Source organism: Actinopolyspora mzabensis (assembly GCF_900101095.1).
GTDB lineage: Bacteria > Actinomycetota > Actinomycetes > Mycobacteriales > Pseudonocardiaceae > Actinopolyspora > Actinopolyspora mzabensis.
Genome location: NZ_FNFM01000004.1, coordinates 240,933 through 258,736, shown reverse-complemented (window position 1 = coordinate 258,736; position 17,804 = coordinate 240,933). Strand labels below are relative to the sequence as shown.

The following is a 17,804-nucleotide window of genomic DNA, read 5'->3' as shown; positions in this document are numbered from 1 at the left end:
GGATCATCGGACAACCTCGCCGGCATGAACCGCGGCCAGCCGCCCCGCCACCTCGGCGCAGGAAACGAGCACTGCCGTGTTCGCCCGTGCCGAGCGTCCCTCGGTCGCCGCATCAACGGCCCGCATCAGGTACTTCGTGATCGCTTGGCCACTCACCCCGTCCTTCTCGGCCGCTACCGTGGCCTCCCGAATCGTCCGGTCGACCTCACCGCTGTCGATGGCTTCCCGTTCCGGGACGGGAGTGGTGATCAGGAACGAGGAACGGTTCCCGAGTGCCCAGTGGTTCTCGACGGCTCTGGCCAAGAGCCGCTCGTCGTCCATCCGGTGTGGACTGGCAAATCCCGAAGTGACGCAGTAGAAGGCTGGAAAGTCGTCCGAGCGGTAGGAAACCACCGGCACACAGTGCGTCTCCAAGTGCTCCATCGTCAGACCGAGATCCAGGATCATCTTCGCCCCGGCGCAGACCACGGCGACCCGGGAGCGGGTGAACTGGATCAGATCCGAAGAGATGTCCATCGTCTCCTGGGCTCCCCGATGCACCCCGCCGATGCCTGCCGAGGAGAAGAACGGTATGCCCGCCAAGTCCGCGGCCACCACCGAGGAGGCAACGGTGGTGGCCCCGCTGTACCCCTGGGCCAGCACCACCGACATGTCCCGACTGCTCACTTTCGGGATTCCCGGCGTGACGGCGAAACGCTCGATGTCCGACTCGGTCATACCGACCCGGATGGCACCGTCCTCGATACAGATCGTCGCGGGGGTGGCTCCCCCGGACCGGACGGCCTGCTCCACCTTCCGAGCGGTAGCCGCGTTGTCCGGGTAGGGCAAGCCGTGTGTGATGACGTTCGACTCCAGCGCCACGACCGGATCGCCGGAGGCGAGGGCGTCGGAGACTTCTTCGCTGACAATCAGCGGAACACTGTTGTACGCGTGCACGGTTCACCTCACTGTTTCCGGTAGTTCGGCGCTTTGATCAACAGTTCCGCGCGTTCCGTGACTTCGGGGACGACGACCTTCTCGTGCCACTCGGGCTTTTCCACCGGCTCCAGCGCGATCGATACGGCGTCTCCGTGGGTGTCGAAGTTCTCCAGGACCAGTGCGGTGATCTCCGCGGCCAACCGCTGCTGCTCTTGGTGCGTGAAGTTCCGTGGGAAGTGCTTGATGGTGACGTGTGGCATGGAAAACTCCTTCGTCTGCTCTCCGGGAAAGGCGGACCGGCAGCGGAAGGGCCGGTCCGCCCGCGGGTATCTCGGTGCCCCGTCGAGGTGCGGGGTTCAGCTCCGTTCCGTGCCGACGCTGGAACGGATCGCCGAGACGAGCTCGTGAACACCCCGCTCCTGCAGCACGCCGTAGTGATCGCTCTCCAGTTCGACCACGGTGGGTGGAGCGGCGGAGTACCCGGAACTGCCCTCGATGAACGAGTAGTCGTCCCCCGAGGCCTTGAACAGGGTCACCGGCGCGTCGAGCCGTCGCTCGTTCAGCTCGCGGAAGCTGTACTCGAACTCATACGTCTCTCCCACGATCCGGGTGATCCTCCTGATCAATTGCTTGTCCAGCGCCGGATACAACTCGTGGACGAACGTTACGAAGCTCTCCTCGTCGTGAGTCGCCTCGAGACACCTATCGAGCTCGAAGCCACTGATGGCTCCCGCGAAGACGGAGAAAAGGATCGTCACGTACGCCGGATTGTCGTAGGACGCGGTACGCCCGTGACGCTCTCCGTCGATCTCACGGACCTTCGGATTCCCGGGGCAGATCAGCAGCAGGTTCTCCACCCGCTCGCCGGAGCTCTCCAGCTGCCAGGCTGCCTCGAACGCCACCCTGGCACCGAAGGAGTATCCCCACAGGTTGTACGGACCCTCCGGCTGCGCGCGCCGGATCTCGGCCACATCGGCGGCGGCCATCTCACGGATGGTGTGGTACGGCTCCTCCCCGGCGTTGATGCCGTGGGCCTGCATCCCGTAGAACGGGCCCGCCACTCCCGCCTCACGAGCGAGGACGCGGAGGTTCATCGGATAACCACCCAGACCCGGCCAGCAGAACACGGGATCGTCATCGCCCCCGTGGTGCAGCGGCACCAGACGCGAGGACTCCTGTGGGGAATCGTCGTCGATCCTGGCCGCCAGGTCGGCGAGCTTCGGGTACTCGAACACGATCTGGAACGGCAGTCGCGTTCCGAATTCCCGATTGATCTTGTTGACGAGTGTGACGGCGATCAGCGAGTTACCTCGGCAGACGAAGAAATCGTCCGCCATCGACACGTCCTCGTACTTCAGTACCTTGCCCCACTCCGTGGCCAACCATCGTTCGGTGGACGTCTCGGGGGCCACGTAGCCGTCGGGAGTTTCCGCGGGCTTCAAGTCGTCGGAAGCCGCCAGCGTCTTGCAGTCGACCTTGCCGTTCGCGGTCAACGGCATCTCGTCGAGCAGCACGATCCGGTTCGGAATCATGTAGTCGGGCAGGAAATGAGCCAGATCGTCCTTGATGATCTCCGCGGGCCCCCTCATGTGGACCATGTCCTCGTACATGCCCTCGCTGCGGATCTGTTCCGGACTGACCCGCCCACCCAGGAAGAAGTACGAGGGCCCGGGGGCGATGTCGCAGGAGGTGAGGATATCGTCCATGCGCTGCGCGGATGGCAACGGAAAGCCGGTCTTCGAGCTGTATCCCGAGGACATGAACCCCAGTGACAGGTCGTTGCGCTGCAAGTGGTGCAGTTTGCTCCCCAGGCTGATGTACTCCAGCCACTCTTCGGCGGCACGGCTGACTGCCGTGATCGCGAAGCTCGCCCGCTCGTAGACCTGCTGATTGATCGCTATCACGTGCTTGCCCAGCACGAGCTCATGGGAGATGAGTTCCAGTTCACCGTTCCGGTACCGGTACTGGCCCGCCTGCAGGTCGGCCATACGTCCGGGATGGGCCTGCACGTAGATCTCGGTGGCCTCCGGCTGGGGCACACCGTCGTTCGGGCGAATCTCGAAGGTGCCCAGATAGTGGTCCTCCGCTGCAGCGCCCAGTTCTTCCCTGACCGCTTCCCGGTACTCCAGCGGGCGAATGGACAGCCCGTACTCGGGCAGCACTTCCTCGAACACTCCGAGCATGTGGCCGGTCTCGAACTCCAGCACTTCCCGGATGTTGTTCTTGTACACCGGCTCGACGGCCTGCTGCTTGCCCAGGAAGTGAACCTTCAGCCGCACTTCGCGGGAGTCCGTGACCCGACCGAACCGCACCAGCCGGTGCTCGGCCGGGTGGTAGTAGTACACACCTGGTTCCAGACCCGAGATCCCGGAGATCTCCAGATACATCCGTGTCGCGTAGAGCGCCCCCGGAGAGGCGTAGGCGTACTTCGGCAGCAGTCGTTCGTCACTGTGGAACTGACCGAACCAACGCAGCAGCTCCCCCAGCTCGGCGAACGACAACTCATCCAGGTTCCTGGAAAAGTCACTGATCGACCGCGGCCGCAACAGCTCGTGGATGTCTGCCGCGCTGACCTCGCCGCCCTCGTAGAAGCGGTAGGTCTTGCGAGCGAAGACCTCCTGCTGCTGCCTCGTCGTGGGTTGCTCGTTGAGCAGGTCCACAGCGGGCAGCCCGGCCAGCTCGTCCGGTTCGGGAAGCCCCGGGTTGGACAGTTGCGCCTTGACCTGGAGCTTGTTGGCCTTGGACTGATGGTGGGAACCGTGGTTGCCCTGATCCATCAGAGCCGCTTCCTTGGCGTTCAGCTGAACGCAGCCCACCAGGTCCTGAAAGCCTGTCCTGGGGTCCTCGGTACAGATGGCTGCGGCTCGTCGAACCCAGGTGTGCTCCTCGATCCCCAGTGCGATCTCGTCAAGCTCCACGCGGTAGCCGCGTAGCTTGACCTGGTTGTCGGCCCGCCCGGAGAACTGGATCGTGCCGTCGGAGTTCCAGTACGCCAGATCACCGGTTCTGTACAGCCGCTCCATCGGCACGAACGGGGACGGGACGAAAAGCTGTTCGGTCATCTCCGGCTGATGCAGATAACCGCGTGCCAGCTGCTTCCCGCCGATGTAGAGCTCACCGGTCTCACCAATGGGGACCGGGGCCATTTCCGCGTCCAGGATGAAGCACTGGGTGTTGTCGACCGGCGTGCCGATCGGGACCGTCCCCCCGCCCTCTCCGACCGTGGCGGGGTCGACCGAGTAAGCGGTCGCGTTGATCGTGCACTCGGTTGGTCCGTAGAGATTCACCAGGGAAACCGAGGGCAAGTCGTCGACGAGCTGGCGCGCCAGCTGCTTCGACAGCGCCTCACCGCCGGAGAAAACCCAGCGCAGCGAGACGCATTTGCGGAACTCCTCGGTCTCCAGCAGTGCTTGGAGGAGGGTGGGGACGCACTGCAGCGTGGTGATGTCGTGTTCGATGATCGTCTCGTTGAGCAGTTCGGGATCCCGGTAGCTACCGGGCGGCCCCATGACGACCCGAGCACCGCAGGCCGGAGCCAGAATCTCCCACTGCGCCGCGTCGAAACTCATCGGCGTCTTCTGCAGCACCGTGGTGTGCTTGCCCAGGTAACCACGGGAGAACATCCACCGCAGCTGAGAAGCAAGACTACGATGCTCGATCATCACGCCCTTCGGCCTGCCGGTACTGCCGGAGGTGTAGATGACATACGCCAAGTTGTCGGAACTCGGAACCTGGTCCGGAGTGGAAACGCACTCTTCCGCGTCGTCCAACGTGACGATCTTCGTGCCCTGCGGCGCCAGTTGCGCCAGGCGCTCGACGAGATGCCCCTGGGTGACGATGACCTTCGTACCGCTGTCCTCGATCATGTACCGCAGCCGGTCTTCGGGGTACTCCGGAGACAGCGGCAGGTAGGCACCTCCGGAGAACAGCACGCCCCACGCCCCCGTCATCAGTTCCAGGGACGGTTCGACGTACAAGCCGACGCGGGTCTCGGTGGTCACCCCCAGGTGATTCAGATGTGCGGCCAGCCGCGTGCTGGCCTCGGTCAGCTCCCGATAGCTCAGCTGCCGATCGTTGTCAGCGACCGCCACGGCTTCGGGCTGCGCAGCCGCCTGCTGCTTCAACAGCTCGGGTAAGCAGGATCCCAGCAGAGTGTCCTGTCTTCGTTCGATGAACTGTGCGGTTTCCAACATGTTCCCCTAACTTGCTGGTACGCGGTTTCGCGTTTACAACTGTTTCGCTCTCTCAACGCCCTGCCCGAGCGGCTTCCCGCGCCCCCGAGTCGGCGGTCCCGAAATAGCGATCCCCGAAGTCACCGATTCCGGGAATCATGAAGGAGTTCTCGTTCAGGCGCTCCTCGATCGAGGAAGTGACGATCTTCAACTTCGGGTGAGTCCGGCAGACGGTGTCGATCCCGGACGGGGAGGCGAGGAAGTTGACGAAAACGATGTTTTCCTCCGGCACGCCCGCGCCGAGCAGAACTTCGATCGCCGCGAGTGCCGAACCGCCCGTGGCCAGCATCGGTTCCAGCAGCAGCACTTGCCGCTCGGCGATGTCGTCCGGCAGGTGGGAGTAATACAGGTGCGGAAGCTTGGTCTCCTTGTCCCGCTGGACGAGGATCTTGCCGATGCGAATGCTCGGATGTATCTCCCGCAGTTCGGCTTCCATGCTCTCTCCGGCCCGGATGACCGGCACCGCGCAGAGTTTCGAACTGAACTTCAATCCGTGGTAGGTCTCGCCCACCGACGTGGTGACCTCGTGTTTGTCGAACGGCAGTAAATCCATGCTCGCCTCCAGCAGGAGGCGGATTATTCTGCGCGAGTAGAAGACGAAGTCTGCTCGGGACGCGTGCTTGTCGCGGATGATGGTGTGCATCGCCCGCAGCTGATTGGTCTGTGGCAGCGGATGGACATTGTCGATGCTCGTCATGACGTGACGCTCCTGGTGGATGAGGTGAGCACGAACGATCACATGGCCGACCGGTCTGCTTCCGGTGTCAGCCGAGTTGAGCGAAGGCGCGGCGGGACTCGGAAACGAACTTGCGAACCTTGGCCACGTCCTTGCGCCCGTCCGGCCCCTCCAGGCCGGTGTGAGCGTCCACCGCGGCTGGCCGCACCTGTCGAATCGCCTCGGCCACGTTGTCCGGATTCAGTCCGCCTGCCATCATCAGCGGCTTCGGGGAACGGCGAACCAGCTCGGCACTGACCTCCCAGTCGTGCGTCAAGCCCGTCGCACCTTTCCCTCCGGTGGCCGGGTTGTAGGTATCGGTGATGAACATGTCCACCGAGTCCGCCACCGCGTCGACCAGCGCCAGCAGCTCCTCGGCATTGTCCTCGCGCACCACCAGGCTCTTGAGGACGTACAGGTCGGGGCGATCGGATTTCAGCTTGCGCAACTGGTCGTCGGCCACATCGCCGTGCAGTTGCACGGCGGTCACACCCAGTTGAGTGCAGAACTCGCTGACTTCATCCGCGTCGGTCAGATAGCTGATCAGCACCCCGGCACGGGGGGACTCGAGACCGGAAACGATCTTCGTAGCGTCTTCCTCGGAGATGTCGTCCTTGCCCGAGGGCAGCCGTAGTGGGAACCCCAGCCAATCGACCCCCTCGGCACAAAGCAGCGCCGCCTCGTCGGCATCGATAATCCCGGCAACCTGGACGAGTCGATTCATCTTCACTTCCTCCTGAAAAGGTCGTTCGCAAAAATAAACAGTTTCACTCGAAACCACGGAAAACTCGCGCTTCTCCGTGCTCCGTCCTTCGATGCGAATGCGCGAAACCGAAAACAGTGTCGCACACCAAAACCTCGATGTTAATCATCGTCGCGGGTAATTTTGTTAAATCTTTGCAAGTCGTTGTCGGACTCGACCTCAGAGGTAAACCCCAGTAAATACCCGAAACCACGGGCCCCCACGGCATCCTCGTCCTCGGAAGCCACGAGTAGGCCGCACATGTTGCCCGACACGATACAACCCATACTCAAGCCGTACCGGAAATACCGGCCCGGGCTCGCTCCAGCCCCTCGCCCCCTGTTCCCGCCGGCCTCCGGATTCGCCGCCTTCCCCGAACTCGTCCCACCGGTTGTGAAAACTGCTCACCTCTCGAAACCTCACCGCATGAACCTCGGCACAAAACGGCAAGGGGTACTTCGCAAGGTCGACTAGTCCGGAAAGCACACCTCTCGGATCCGGGACCGGCCAAAAAACCAGTTGGCGACGGTCGGGCCGAAACGGCCGTTTCGTACGCTACCGATGACGGCAGCGAGGTTGATGGGTCTGTAAGACATGGAAATCTCCTGAAGAGACAGGAAGTGCCCGCCAGCGTGTTCCGAAAGACACCGTTCACCAGGACAAATTCAATTGTGTCGACCAACCGGCGCTCACAACAACAAGTTTGACAAAGAATTTTATTCGGCAATCGCGGCAACGTGATTGACGTGATCGGAAACGCGGGCAAAGCTGCGCACGGTCCATCTCCTCAGCGCGGACGACACCGCGTCATCGGTGAGCTCACCAGGAGAGTCGGCTGCCGGATCACGATCGAGTCCGGTACCGAGCCCACTTCAGCCAGGCCTCGCTGTGCGGCCACAGCCGCCCGAATGACCATCGGCACTGCGAGTCCGTCAGGGCCCCAACTCCGCTTGTTCGGTAGGGTGCAGCGCGGAAACTGCACAAATCCACGGTCTCCGGGGACGGCTACACCTCCCCCTCCACTCCGCCTGGCTCCGTTGCCACTCCGAGGAGTGCGAGGCCGCTGGTATGTGACGACGAATAGTGCAACGGAACGCCGACCAAACCGGGCGACCGTGGGGTGCGCCGCAATTCGGACGGGTTTCCCCGGTGAAGCGCGCCTCGGGCACGATATCCGGATAGGAACCCAGTGGACGACGCAGGCCGATATGGACTGCAAGGGACAACAGCCGGTCATGCGTCCGGTTGAACGTTGCCGCCCGCATCCGTTCGTACTCGTCGAGTTCGGCGGTGCTCAACCGATCTCCGGGCTGTTCGATCCACGGCTGTCGGAGCAACCACAGATCCTGCTGACCATCACTCACCCGAGGGCCGCTCATCGCTGCACACCGAAGAACCACAGGACCGACTCACCGTCTTGGGAGAGTCCTTGCCGGAGAGCGTGGGGTCCTCGATCCGCAGCGCGCACAGCGCTGCCAGCTCGGCCGGACTCTGTGAGCGCAGGAGCTGCACGATTTCGATCTCGATGCACAGCACCGACTCGAGTTGCTTTTTGAGTCGCAGTGCCGTCATGGAACCCACCCCCTGGGCATGAAACGGCCTACGGGGGTCGCAACGAGAATCGGGGGGTAGGTCCAACGCCCGATCCAGCTCATGACAGAGGAACTCCTCGATGCTGTCGATGCGCTCGTCGATACTGGCGGTACGCAGTGTCTCCGGATCGAGATCAGGAGCCTCGTGAGCCAGTGGGTCTGATGTGGCCATCGGGTCGAGTCCTTTCTTGTCGTGTTTAACCCGAACGGAGTGGGGGCCGGTCTCCGTGACTGATACGCCGAGAACTCCGATCAAGACGATGAACAGCGGTACGGACGAAGACTGTCGGATACGACGAAGGAGACGAGGTCAGCACGAGCAGAGCGTTAATCGGAAAACAAATTCGACGAAATTATTCGATTCACGCACGCAAGTGTCAATCGATTCGAAAAAATATTGACAAATCTTTGCGGGGACGGTCCCGGAACATCTCGTGCGCCCGCACCGGAACCAGGCGTTCGACACGAACAGCATGCGAACACGCCGAATCACGGAGCGACAGTCGTCGCCCTCGCAGGCACGTGGGAATCGAAGGTGGTTCCGCCGGGGGAGACGAACAAATCCGTGTCAACCACACGTAGCGGCGGCAGCCGGCCAATCAGCTCGCCCGTCGGAAGCACACGAGATTTCTTCTTCTCCCTTGCCACACCCGTCCACGCCCCAACCATCAGCTCACCGAACCGGGGGTCGCGGAGGGTATACGAAGATTGCGCTTGACCCACTCCGCACGGATCGGGACCACCGGTTCAACGTGGACACACGTACCGAACAGCTGCGGATAACCGGCATCGCCTCGACCGCGACGAGGAACGGATCCAGCTGAGCCCCTACCCCCATGAGATCACCAGTACCTACGGCAGCTGGAGCATTCGTCCGCCCGCCAACGATGGGGCGGTGTTGGTGCGTCACCTTCCACCTCGAATCACTCACACCACTTCGGGTTGCGGCGCCTGTTTCGTATCGAAGCGGAAGCCAACTCCGCGCACGGTGCGGATCCAATCGTTGGATCCCAGCTTGCCTCGGAGGGTACTCACGTGCGTGTCGATGGTGCGACTGATCCTCGTCCCCGCCGATTCGACAATCGGGTCCCCCCATATCTCGGCCATCAGCTGCTGCCGCGAGATCACGGCGCTGGGCCGACTTGCCAGATAGTACAACAGGTCGAATTCCTTGCGGGTCAGCTCGATAAGCTCTTTGTTGAGTCGAACTTCCCTAGTGGCGAGATCGATCTCCAGCGGACCGCTGACCACGAATGGTTTGCCCGACCGCGAACGCACTCGTCGCATAACGGCATCGATGCGGGCCATCAGCTCCCGGAACCCGTACGGTTTGCCCAAGCAGTCGTCCGAACCTGCCTGCAGCACCATGACCTTCTCCGACTCCGTACTTCGCTCGGTAAACGCGATGATCGGAATATTGCAGGCCATTCGGATATTACGGCACACCTCCAGTCCGTCCATGTCCTGCAAGTCCAGATCGAGCAACACGAGATCCACGCCGTGGTAGGCATCCAGCGCGTGATTGCCCGTGTTGACCGCCACAGCCGCGTGACCGTGTCGTCGAAGACCGTTGGTTAAGGCCACGGCTACGTCCTTCTCGTCCTCCACCACAAGAAGATGCATCGCCAGCTCCCAGTTTCGTTGCCCTGAGTCCATCAGCGCCACGAGGACTCCGCATGCCCGAGCCCCGCATGCCAGAACGACCTCAATATACAAACCACCTGTGCGGTTTGTAAACACAAAAGCCGACTAGCCGGTTTTCGACGAATCCAGGGATACCCACTACTCCGAATGGGCCAGACATGTCATTGACCTTGCCGGCCCGAGCAGCACCCCCGAGATCGCGCGCAGTGCTCTGAGCCGGAAACTGGGGGCGAGCTCGCCAGCAGAAGGCCGGATCACCTCGTGTCGACGAGCGCAAGAGCGTGGTCTCGCTCCGACTCTCCCCTGTGGCGGCAAGTGCCAAGGCCTACGGAGCCGACTCTCCGAGAAGCACCTCCCCCTGCTCGGCCGAGAAGCGATGGGCGACGGAACCTCACGGAGGAGGGCTCATTCCCCATGCGACCTCAAGGAAGACAATGCCTACTGTGAGAGGGTTCACAACTTCCGGCGCACTCGCTAGAGTTTTTTTGGGAGCGCTCCCATGCACCATGTTCCTCTCTCTAGGAGACGAAATGTCCAAGCGTTCCGTTCGTCGACGCACCGGCGTACTGACGCGAGTGGTGGCCCTGTCCGCCGCCGCCACCGCGATGTTCGCCGGAATGCAGATGGGCCAGCCGGAAGAGGCCAGCGCCCACGGGTCCGCGACCAACCCACCCACCCGCAACTACGGCTGCTGGGACCGTTGGGCCGACAACTTCCAGTCCCCCGCGATGGAAGAAGAGGACCCGATGTGTTGGCAGGCGTGGCAGGCCAACCCGAACGCGATGTGGAACTGGAACGGCCTGTACGTCAACGGCGTCAACGGCAATCACGAGTCCGCCATCCCGGACGGCCAGCTGTGCAGCGCGGGTAGGGACCGCTACGCCGCGCTCGACGAGCCGGGCCCGTGGAAGACCGTCACCAAGGACAACCAGTTCTCGGTGACCGTCACCGATCAGGCCCAGCACGGTGCGGACTACTACAAGGTCTACATCACCAAGCAGGGCTTCGATCCCACGACCCAGCGACTCGGTTGGGACAATCTCGAACTGGTTACCGAGACCGGTTCACGCCCGCCGGCGACGACCACGACGATCGACAACATCGACGCGGGTGACCGCACCGGCCGCCACATCGTCTACACGGTCTGGCAGGCCTCGCACATGGATCAGTCCTACTACTTCTGCAGCGACGTGAAGTTCAACGGGAACTGACGGGACGACTGTTGGTGATCCGGTTCGTCGCACACTCGATGCCCGGGGCCCCGCCCCGGGCATCGACACGTTCCCGCACCGGAGGATGAGCTCGGTCGCCCGTTTCGAGGAGCTGCCGCACCCGCATACCGCACCGCGACCGTGGCAGCACGAGTTCGGCAACCGTGATTCATAATGTCGGGGACCGAGAACTCCTCACCGGCAGTTTCAGGAGCAAGCGTGCGCATCGCGTTCAGCAGTCAACCGGTCTACTCCCACCTCGTACCCGCCTTGTTGCCCCTCGCGGGACTCGCGGCCGAGGCCGGGCACGAGGTCGGGGTGTTGACCTCGCCGGAGCTCACCGAGGAGGTACGTGCCTTCGGACTCACCCCGCTGGTGCTTCCGAACGCGCTGGGGCCCCGGGAGATCTTCCAACGGCCGGAGACCGTCGAACGTCTCGGCATCGACCCCTCCGTGATGGCGGATCTCGGTCGCCGCACGATCCGTGCCGAGCCCGACTACTTCACACGCGTCTTCGCCGGGGCGATCGCGGGCGACACCGCAGAGGAGTCGATCGAGGCGCTGCGTTCGTTCGGACCGGACCTGCTGGTACGCGAGGCGGCCGACTACCCGGCCTACTACGCGGCCGAATACCTCGACGTCCCGCACGCGGTGCTGGACACCGGACCGCTGGGACCGCACGGCCACGAGGATCTGCTGACCAGGATCAACGAGCAACGCGAGCGGCTCGGCCTGCCCGACGTCACCGATCCGCTGCATCCGTTCCGGTATCGCAGGCTCAGTATGGTCCCCGAGAGTTTCTACCCGGAGCACCTGCGGCTGGAATCGGCGGTTCACTACCGGGCACCGCGCGCGGCGGAGCAGCGACTCGATCCCGCGATCGCGGAGCTCCCGGGCGACCGCCCGCTGGTGCTGGCCACGCTGGGCTCCAACGCGGCGGCGCTGCACGACGCCGGAACCAGGGGACTGCTGGACACGATCGTCGAGGCCCTCGGCGATCTGCGGGTGACCGGGGTGGTCGCACTGGGCACGGGAGTTAACCCGGAGGACTGGCAGGGGACGCGTCCGGACAACGTGTACCTGACCTCCTTCGTCCAGCAACAGCTGTTGCTGCCCACCTGCGACGCGTTCATCACCCACGGCGGGTTCGGCGGGATTCGGGAAGCACTCAGCAGCGGAGTACCGATGGTCGTGCTGCCGACCTTCGCCGAACAGCCCGCCAACGCCGACCGGGTGGAACAGCTCGGCGCGGGGAAACGGCTCGATCTGGAGAACGTCTCGCACGATTCGCTACGCACGACGGTGGGAACCGTGCTCGCCGACTCCGCCCATCGACACCGGGCCAGGGCGATCGCTCGGGAGTTCCTGGCGCTGCCGCCGTTCACCGAAATGGTCACCGAGTTGGAGAAGCTGTTCGGGCAGTGAGCCCGCACTCGGTTAACGCCGACTAACAATTTTGGGACACGCATCACACCGCGCGTATGTCTCGATCAGTGGACCACCGGAATACCATCGGCTCCCATGACGGCGTCGGAACGCTCAGCGGCGAGCGAACACGGAGACCGGCGGGACCTGATGGCGGGCTTCGAACTGCCCACCCACCGCCAGTGGCAGGAACAGGTCGAACAGGTACTGCGCAGGTCCGGTCTGTTGCAGCAGGAGGCGCCCGCCCCTGAGGCGCCGGAGGAAGTACTGGACACCCAGCTGCACGACGGTTTCGACGTTCACCCGCTCTACACCGCCCGCACCGGACATTCGCGAACGGGTGTCCCCGGCTCCGCACCTTTCACCAGGAGCAGTCTGACCGCGGGCGGCGTCGAGAACGGGTGGGACATACGCCAGTACCACGACGATCCCGACGTGACCACCACCAACCGCGAGGTCCTCGCCGACTTGGTGGGCGGGGCGCGCTCGGTGTGGCTGCGGGTGGGTGCGGGCGGCATCGCGGTGGAGGAACTCGGCGACGCGCTGCACGGGGTGCGGTTGAACATGGCCGGTGTGGTGTTGCGAGCGGGCGAGCACTACGAGGCGGCGGCGGACGAGCTGCTGCGCTCGGCCGAACGATCGAACGTGCCGTACGAGTCGCTGCGCGGCAATCTCGGCGCCGACCCCCTGGGGCTGCGGGCACGAACCGGGCGGCCGCACGAGACGGCTCCGGCGATCGAGTTGGCACGGCGCTGGGCGCACACCTGCCCCGGTATGGGGGTGCTCAGCGTGGACGGGCTGCCCTATCACGACGCGGGTGGTTCGGATGCCGAGGAACTGGGCTGCGCCCTGGCCGCGGGGGTGGAGTACCTGCGCTCGCTGTCCGAGACCGATTTGGATCTCGACACCGCGGCCGGGCTGCTGGAGTTCCGGTTCGCCGCCACCGTGGACCAGTTCAGCACCATGGCCAAGCTCCGCGCGGCGCGGCGGATGTGGGAACGGGTGCTGCGGGCCTGCGGAGTCACCCCTCGTTCCCGGGGGCAGCACCAGCACGCCGTGACTTCCTCGGCAATGCTCACCCGGCGAGATCCCTGGGTGAACATGCTGCGTTCGACCATCGCCGCGTTCGCCGCGGCAACGGGCGGTGCGGAGGCGATCACGGTCCAGCCGTTCGACGCCGCGCTCGGACTACCGGATGCGTTCTCCCGCCGGATGGCCCGCAACGTCCAGGCACTGCTGCTGCACGAGGCGCACCTGGGACAGGTGATCGACCCGGCTGGTGGTTCGTACTACGTGGAGTCGCTGACTGACGAACTCGCCGGGGCGGGCTGGAGCTGGTTCCGGCGTATCGAGGCCGAGGGAGGGTTGACCGCCGCACTGGACTCCGGTCTGGTCTCCGATCGACTGGCCGAGACGTGGCGGGAACGTGAACGGGCCATCGCCTGCCGGACCGACCCGATAACCGGAGTCAGCGAATTCCCCGATCCGCACGAACAGCCAATCGTGCGCGAGCCCCGTCCTGCGGATCCGGAGACCGGCGGGTTGCCCCGACATCGCTACGCCGAGGAGTACGAACGGCTGCGGGACGAGGCCGATCGAGCGGCCGAACAGTCGAGGGGACGACCGCGGGTGTTCCTGGCGACGCTGGGGCCGTTGGCTTCCTACACCGCACGTGCCTCCTTCGTGCGGAACCTGCTCGCGGCAGGCGGTGTGGAAACGATCGAGGCGGGCGAGACCGAGGACTCGGCGGCGGTGGTAGCCGCGTTCGAACGGGCTGGAACACCGTTGGTTTGCCTGTGCTCGACGGACCGGCTCTACGACGAGCGTGCCGAGGAGACCGCGCTGGCGCTCCGGGCGGCGGGCGCGGAACTGGTACTACTCGCGGGCAAGTCCCGCGGTTCGGCCGCGGCGAGCGTGGACGGATTCGTGCACGCGGGCGGCGACGCACCGGCAGTACTGAACGACATCCACCAGCGCTGGGGCGCGTCGACCCCGGCCGTAGCGAAGGCGACACCATGAGCAGCCACGGCAGGATTCCGGATTTCGCCGACGTCGAGCTGGACGATCCACCGGTCGAGGCCGACACGGCGGAATGGCACCGACAGCTACGGGGCACCACCGACCGGGACGCTGAGTCGCTGAGCTGGCACGCCCCGGAAGGAATCGACATCAAGCCGCTCTACACCGAGGAGGACACCTCGGGGCTGCGCTTTCCGCACGGTTATCCGGGAGTCGCACCGTACCTGCGCGGTCCGTACTCCACGATGTACGTCAACAAACCGTGGACGATCCGGCAGTACGCCGGGTTCTCCACCGCCGCCGAGTCCAACGCGTTCTACCGACGCAACCTCGCCGCGGGACAGAAAGGCCTGTCGGTGGCGTTCGACCTCGCCACGCACCGCGGTTACGACTCAGATCACCCCCGCGTGGCCGGCGACGTGGGGATGGCGGGGGTGGCCATCGACTCGATCCTGGACATGCGGCAGTTGTTCGACGGGATACCGCTGGACAACATGAGCGTGTCCATGACCATGAACGGCGCGGTGCTCCCGGTGCTGGCGCTGTTCATCGTCGCGGCCGAGGAGCAGGGTGTGCCGCCGGAGAAACTGGCGGGGACCATCCAGAACGACATCCTCAAGGAGTTCATGGTCCGCAACACCTACATCTACCCACCGCGAGCGTCGATGCGGATCATCTCCGACATCTTCGCCTACACCTCGGCGCGGATGCCGAAGTTCAACTCGATCTCCATTTCCGGGTACCACATCCAGGAGGCAGGGGCCACCGCCGACCTGGAGCTGGCCTACACCCTGGCTGACGGGCTCGACTACATCCGGGCGGGGAGGGACGCCGGACTGGACATCGACTCCTTCGCGCCCAGGCTGTCGTTCTTCTGGGGCATCGGGATGCACTTCGGCATGGAGGTGGCCAAGCTGCGTGCCGCCAGGCTGCTGTGGGCGCAGCTGGTCTCACGGTTCGAGCCGACCGACTCCAAGTCGCTGTCGCTGCGCACCCACTCGCAGACCTCCGGCTGGTCGCTGACCGCACAGGACGCGTTCAACAACGTGGCACGCACCTGCGTGGAGGCCATGGCCGCCACACAGGGGCACACCCAGTCGCTGCACACCAACGCCCTGGACGAGGCACTGGCGCTGCCCACCGACTTCTCGGCCCGCATCGCGCGCAACACCCAGCTGCTGCTGCAACAGGAGTCCGGCACCACGCGAACCATCGACCCGTGGGGCGGCAGCCACTACGTCGAGAGCCTCACGAGAGATCTCGCGGAGCGGGCCGAGGTGCACCTCGACGAGATCGAGCAGGCCGGGGGGATGGCCGCCGCGATCGAGGCCGGTATCCCCAAGATGCGCATCGAGGAAGCCGCGGCACGCACCCAGGCGCGAATCGACTCCGGCCGCCAACCAGTGATCGGCGTCAACCTGTACCAACCGGACGGCACCGAGCGGGACGGCGGCCCCGAGGTACGCAAGGTCGACAACAGCGCGGTCCGCACCGAACAGCTCGACAAGCTGCGCAGGCTGCGCGAGGAGCGCGACGAGCAGGTGTGCTCCGATGCGCTGCGCAGGCTCACCGCCGTCGCGCAGGCCACCGTGGACGGTGAGCGCCCCGACGATCTGGAGCACAACCTGCTAACGCTGGCCGTCGACGCGGCGCGCGCCCACGCCACGGTGGGCGAGATCTCGGACGCTCTCGAAGCCGCGTTCGGTCGCCACTCCGGGCAGATCCGTACCATCTCCGGGGTGTACAGCGAGGAGGCAGGTCACGACAGTGCGATCGAGCGGGTCGGGACCACCGTTTCGGAGTTCGCGGAGGTGGAGGGGCGCAGGCCCCGCATCCTGGTCGCGAAGATGGGCCAGGACGGGCACGACCGGGGACAGAAGGTCATCGCCACCGCCTTCGCCGACCTGGGCTTCGACGTCGACGTCGGTCCGCTGTTCCAGACACCGGCCGAGGTCGCCCAACAGGCCGCCGAATCCGACGTGCACCTCGTCGGGGTTTCCTCGCTGGCCGCTGGGCACCTGACACTGGTCCCCGCGCTGCGCGCCGAGCTGGACGCACTGGACCGCGAGGACATCATGATCGTGGTCGGCGGGGTCATCCCGCCTGCCGATCACGAAACGCTGCACGAGGCGGGGGCCTCCGCCGTGTTCGGACCGGGCACCGTGATCGCCGAAGCAGCGGAGCGGCTGTTGCGACAGCTACGCGTCGAGCTCGGCCACGACGAGTGAGAGCGGATCATGCCGCGAACCATCGACGTGGACAAACTCGCCGAGGGCGTACTGGCAGGCTCCCGCACCACGCTGGCGCGGGCGATCACCCTGGTCGAGTCGACCCGTTCGGATCATCGGGACAAGGCCCAACGACTGCTGGCCGAGTTGCTGCCCCATTCAGGAGGCGCGCGTCGCATCGGGGTCACCGGCGTGCCGGGCGTCGGGAAGTCCACCTTCATCGAATCGCTGGGAACCAAACTCACCGGTGAGGGACACCGGGTGGCGGTACTGGCAGTGGACCCCTCCTCGAACCGCAGCGGCGGAAGCATCCTGGGCGACAAGACCAGGATGGGTGCGCTGGCGGCCGATCCCGCCGCATTCGTGCGTCCCTCCCCCAGCGCCGGAACGCTCGGGGGTGTCGCCAGGGCCACCAGGGAGACCATCGTGCTCATGGAGGCCGCCGGCTTCGACGTGGTCCTGGTGGAGACCGTCGGGGTCGGACAGTCCGAGGTGACCGTGGCGGGGATGGTGGACTGCTTTCTGCTGCTGACCATCGCGCGAACCGGTGACCAACTACAGGGCATCAAGCGTGGCGTACTGGAACTGGCCGATATCGTGGCCGTGAACAAGGCCGACGGACCGCACGAGGACGAGGCCAGACAGTCCGCCCGCGAACTGCGGGGGGCGCTGCGGCTGCTGACCCCGCCGAACAACTCGTGGAATCCGCGGATCACCACCTGCAGCGGACTCGACGGGACCGGGCTGGACCAGCTCTGGCAACAGGTGCTGGAGCACCACGCCGCACTGTCCGAGGCCGGTGAGCTGGCGGAGAAGCGCAGCGAACAGCGGTTGGAGTGGACCTGGGAGCTGGTTCGGGACCAACTGATGAGCGAACTCCTCGCCGATACCGGGGTGAAGCGGACCCGCGAGGAAATCGAACAACGGGTACGCGACGGCGAGGTGACCGCGGGGATGGCGGCCGAGCGGATCCTGCGGGCCTTCCGGGAGCGGTGAAAGGAGTCTTCTCCCCGCCACTTTCAACGTATAGCGCACCCGGGGACTTGTGGCAAGGCCCGGGTCGTGGCGCAGGCTTGTC

Annotated in this window: 12 protein-coding genes; 5 read left to right on the top strand and 7 right to left on the bottom strand. The window is 64.8% G+C overall.

The annotated features are described in order from the left end of the window. Positions 1-3: 3 nt before the first annotated feature. The 7 genes from BLR41_RS08325 to BLR41_RS08295 all read right to left on the bottom strand — a co-directional run bounded on the left by BLR41_RS08325 (position 4) and on the right by BLR41_RS08295 (position 9,855). The gene (locus tag BLR41_RS08325) at positions 4-936 is read right to left on the bottom strand and encodes a pseudouridine-5'-phosphate glycosidase (RefSeq protein WP_092627412.1); all 933 of its coding nucleotides are present in this window, start codon (positions 934-936) and stop codon (positions 4-6) included. 8 nt (positions 937-944) lie between these two features. After that, positions 945-1,178, bottom strand: coding sequence for a tautomerase family protein (locus tag BLR41_RS08320; RefSeq protein WP_092627411.1), 234 nt, complete (start codon positions 1,176-1,178; stop codon positions 945-947). Positions 1,179-1,274: 96 nt separating this feature from the next. After that, on the bottom strand, positions 1,275-5,111 hold the full coding sequence (locus BLR41_RS08315) for an amino acid adenylation domain-containing protein (protein ID WP_092627410.1): 3,837 nt from the start codon (positions 5,109-5,111) through the stop codon (positions 1,275-1,277). A 52-nt stretch (positions 5,112-5,163) separates the two neighbouring features. Next, a complete protein-coding gene (upp, locus tag BLR41_RS08310; RefSeq protein WP_092627583.1) occupies positions 5,164-5,847 on the bottom strand; it encodes a uracil phosphoribosyltransferase in 684 nt (227 codons plus the stop codon). A 67-nt stretch (positions 5,848-5,914) separates the two neighbouring features. Further along, positions 5,915-6,589, bottom strand: coding sequence for a phosphoribosylanthranilate isomerase (locus BLR41_RS08305; protein ID WP_092627582.1), 675 nt, complete (start codon positions 6,587-6,589; stop codon positions 5,915-5,917). A 1,374-nt stretch (positions 6,590-7,963) separates the two neighbouring features. Continuing rightward, positions 7,964-8,371 (bottom strand): acyl carrier protein, encoded by a 408-nt coding sequence (locus BLR41_RS08300; RefSeq protein ID WP_092627409.1) that lies wholly within the window; start codon positions 8,369-8,371, stop codon positions 7,964-7,966. A 755-nt stretch (positions 8,372-9,126) separates the two neighbouring features. After that, complete coding sequence (locus BLR41_RS08295; protein WP_245694019.1) at positions 9,127-9,855, bottom strand: response regulator transcription factor; 729 nt, start codon at positions 9,853-9,855, stop codon at positions 9,127-9,129. A gap of 518 nt (positions 9,856-10,373) precedes the next feature. On the opposite strand from BLR41_RS08295, the gene BLR41_RS08290 reads away from it, so the two are divergent. From BLR41_RS08290 to meaB, 5 genes are all read left to right on the top strand, one after another. Next, positions 10,374-11,054, top strand: coding sequence for a lytic polysaccharide monooxygenase auxiliary activity family 9 protein (locus BLR41_RS08290; protein WP_092627408.1), 681 nt, complete (start codon positions 10,374-10,376; stop codon positions 11,052-11,054). A 219-nt stretch (positions 11,055-11,273) separates the two neighbouring features. Then, entirely contained in the window at positions 11,274-12,479 is a 1,206-nt protein-coding gene (locus tag BLR41_RS08285; protein WP_092627407.1) for a glycosyltransferase, read from the top strand. 96 nt (positions 12,480-12,575) lie between these two features. Next, positions 12,576-14,498, top strand: coding sequence for a methylmalonyl-CoA mutase family protein (locus BLR41_RS08280; protein WP_092627406.1), 1,923 nt, complete (start codon positions 12,576-12,578; stop codon positions 14,496-14,498). Continuing rightward, positions 14,495-16,726, top strand: coding sequence for a methylmalonyl-CoA mutase (scpA, locus tag BLR41_RS08275; protein WP_092627405.1), 2,232 nt, complete (start codon positions 14,495-14,497; stop codon positions 16,724-16,726). Before BLR41_RS08280 ends, scpA begins: the two co-directional genes overlap by 4 nt. A 9-nt stretch (positions 16,727-16,735) precedes the next feature. Then, a complete protein-coding gene (gene meaB, locus BLR41_RS08270) occupies positions 16,736-17,722 on the top strand; it encodes a methylmalonyl Co-A mutase-associated GTPase MeaB (RefSeq protein ID WP_092627404.1) in 987 nt (328 codons plus the stop codon). The last annotated feature ends 82 nt before the right edge of the window (positions 17,723-17,804 follow it).

What these genes read in the sequence shown, in the direction of transcription:
- BLR41_RS08320 (WP_092627411.1), bottom strand. Translation starts at nt 1,178, where the DNA reads ATGCCACACGTCACCATCAAGCACTTCCCACGGAACTTCACGCACCAA.
- BLR41_RS08315 (WP_092627410.1), bottom strand. Translation starts at nt 5,111, where the DNA reads ATGTTGGAAACCGCACAGTTCATCGAACGAAGACAGGACACTCTGCTG.
- upp (WP_092627583.1), bottom strand. Translation starts at nt 5,847, where the DNA reads ATGACGAGCATCGACAATGTCCATCCGCTGCCACAGACCAATCAGCTG.
- BLR41_RS08305 (WP_092627582.1), bottom strand. Translation starts at nt 6,589, where the DNA reads ATGAATCGACTCGTCCAGGTTGCCGGGATTATCGATGCCGACGAGGCG.
- BLR41_RS08300 (WP_092627409.1), bottom strand. Translation starts at nt 8,371, where the DNA reads ATGGCCACATCAGACCCACTGGCTCACGAGGCTCCTGATCTCGATCCG.
- BLR41_RS08295 (WP_245694019.1), bottom strand. Translation starts at nt 9,855, where the DNA reads ATGGACTCAGGGCAACGAAACTGGGAGCTGGCGATGCATCTTCTTGTG.
- BLR41_RS08290 (WP_092627408.1), top strand. Translation starts at nt 10,374, where the DNA reads ATGTCCAAGCGTTCCGTTCGTCGACGCACCGGCGTACTGACGCGAGTG.
- BLR41_RS08280 (WP_092627406.1), top strand. Translation starts at nt 12,576, where the DNA reads ATGACGGCGTCGGAACGCTCAGCGGCGAGCGAACACGGAGACCGGCGG.
- scpA (WP_092627405.1), top strand. Translation starts at nt 14,495, where the DNA reads ATGAGCAGCCACGGCAGGATTCCGGATTTCGCCGACGTCGAGCTGGAC.
- meaB (WP_092627404.1), top strand. Translation starts at nt 16,736, where the DNA reads ATGCCGCGAACCATCGACGTGGACAAACTCGCCGAGGGCGTACTGGCA.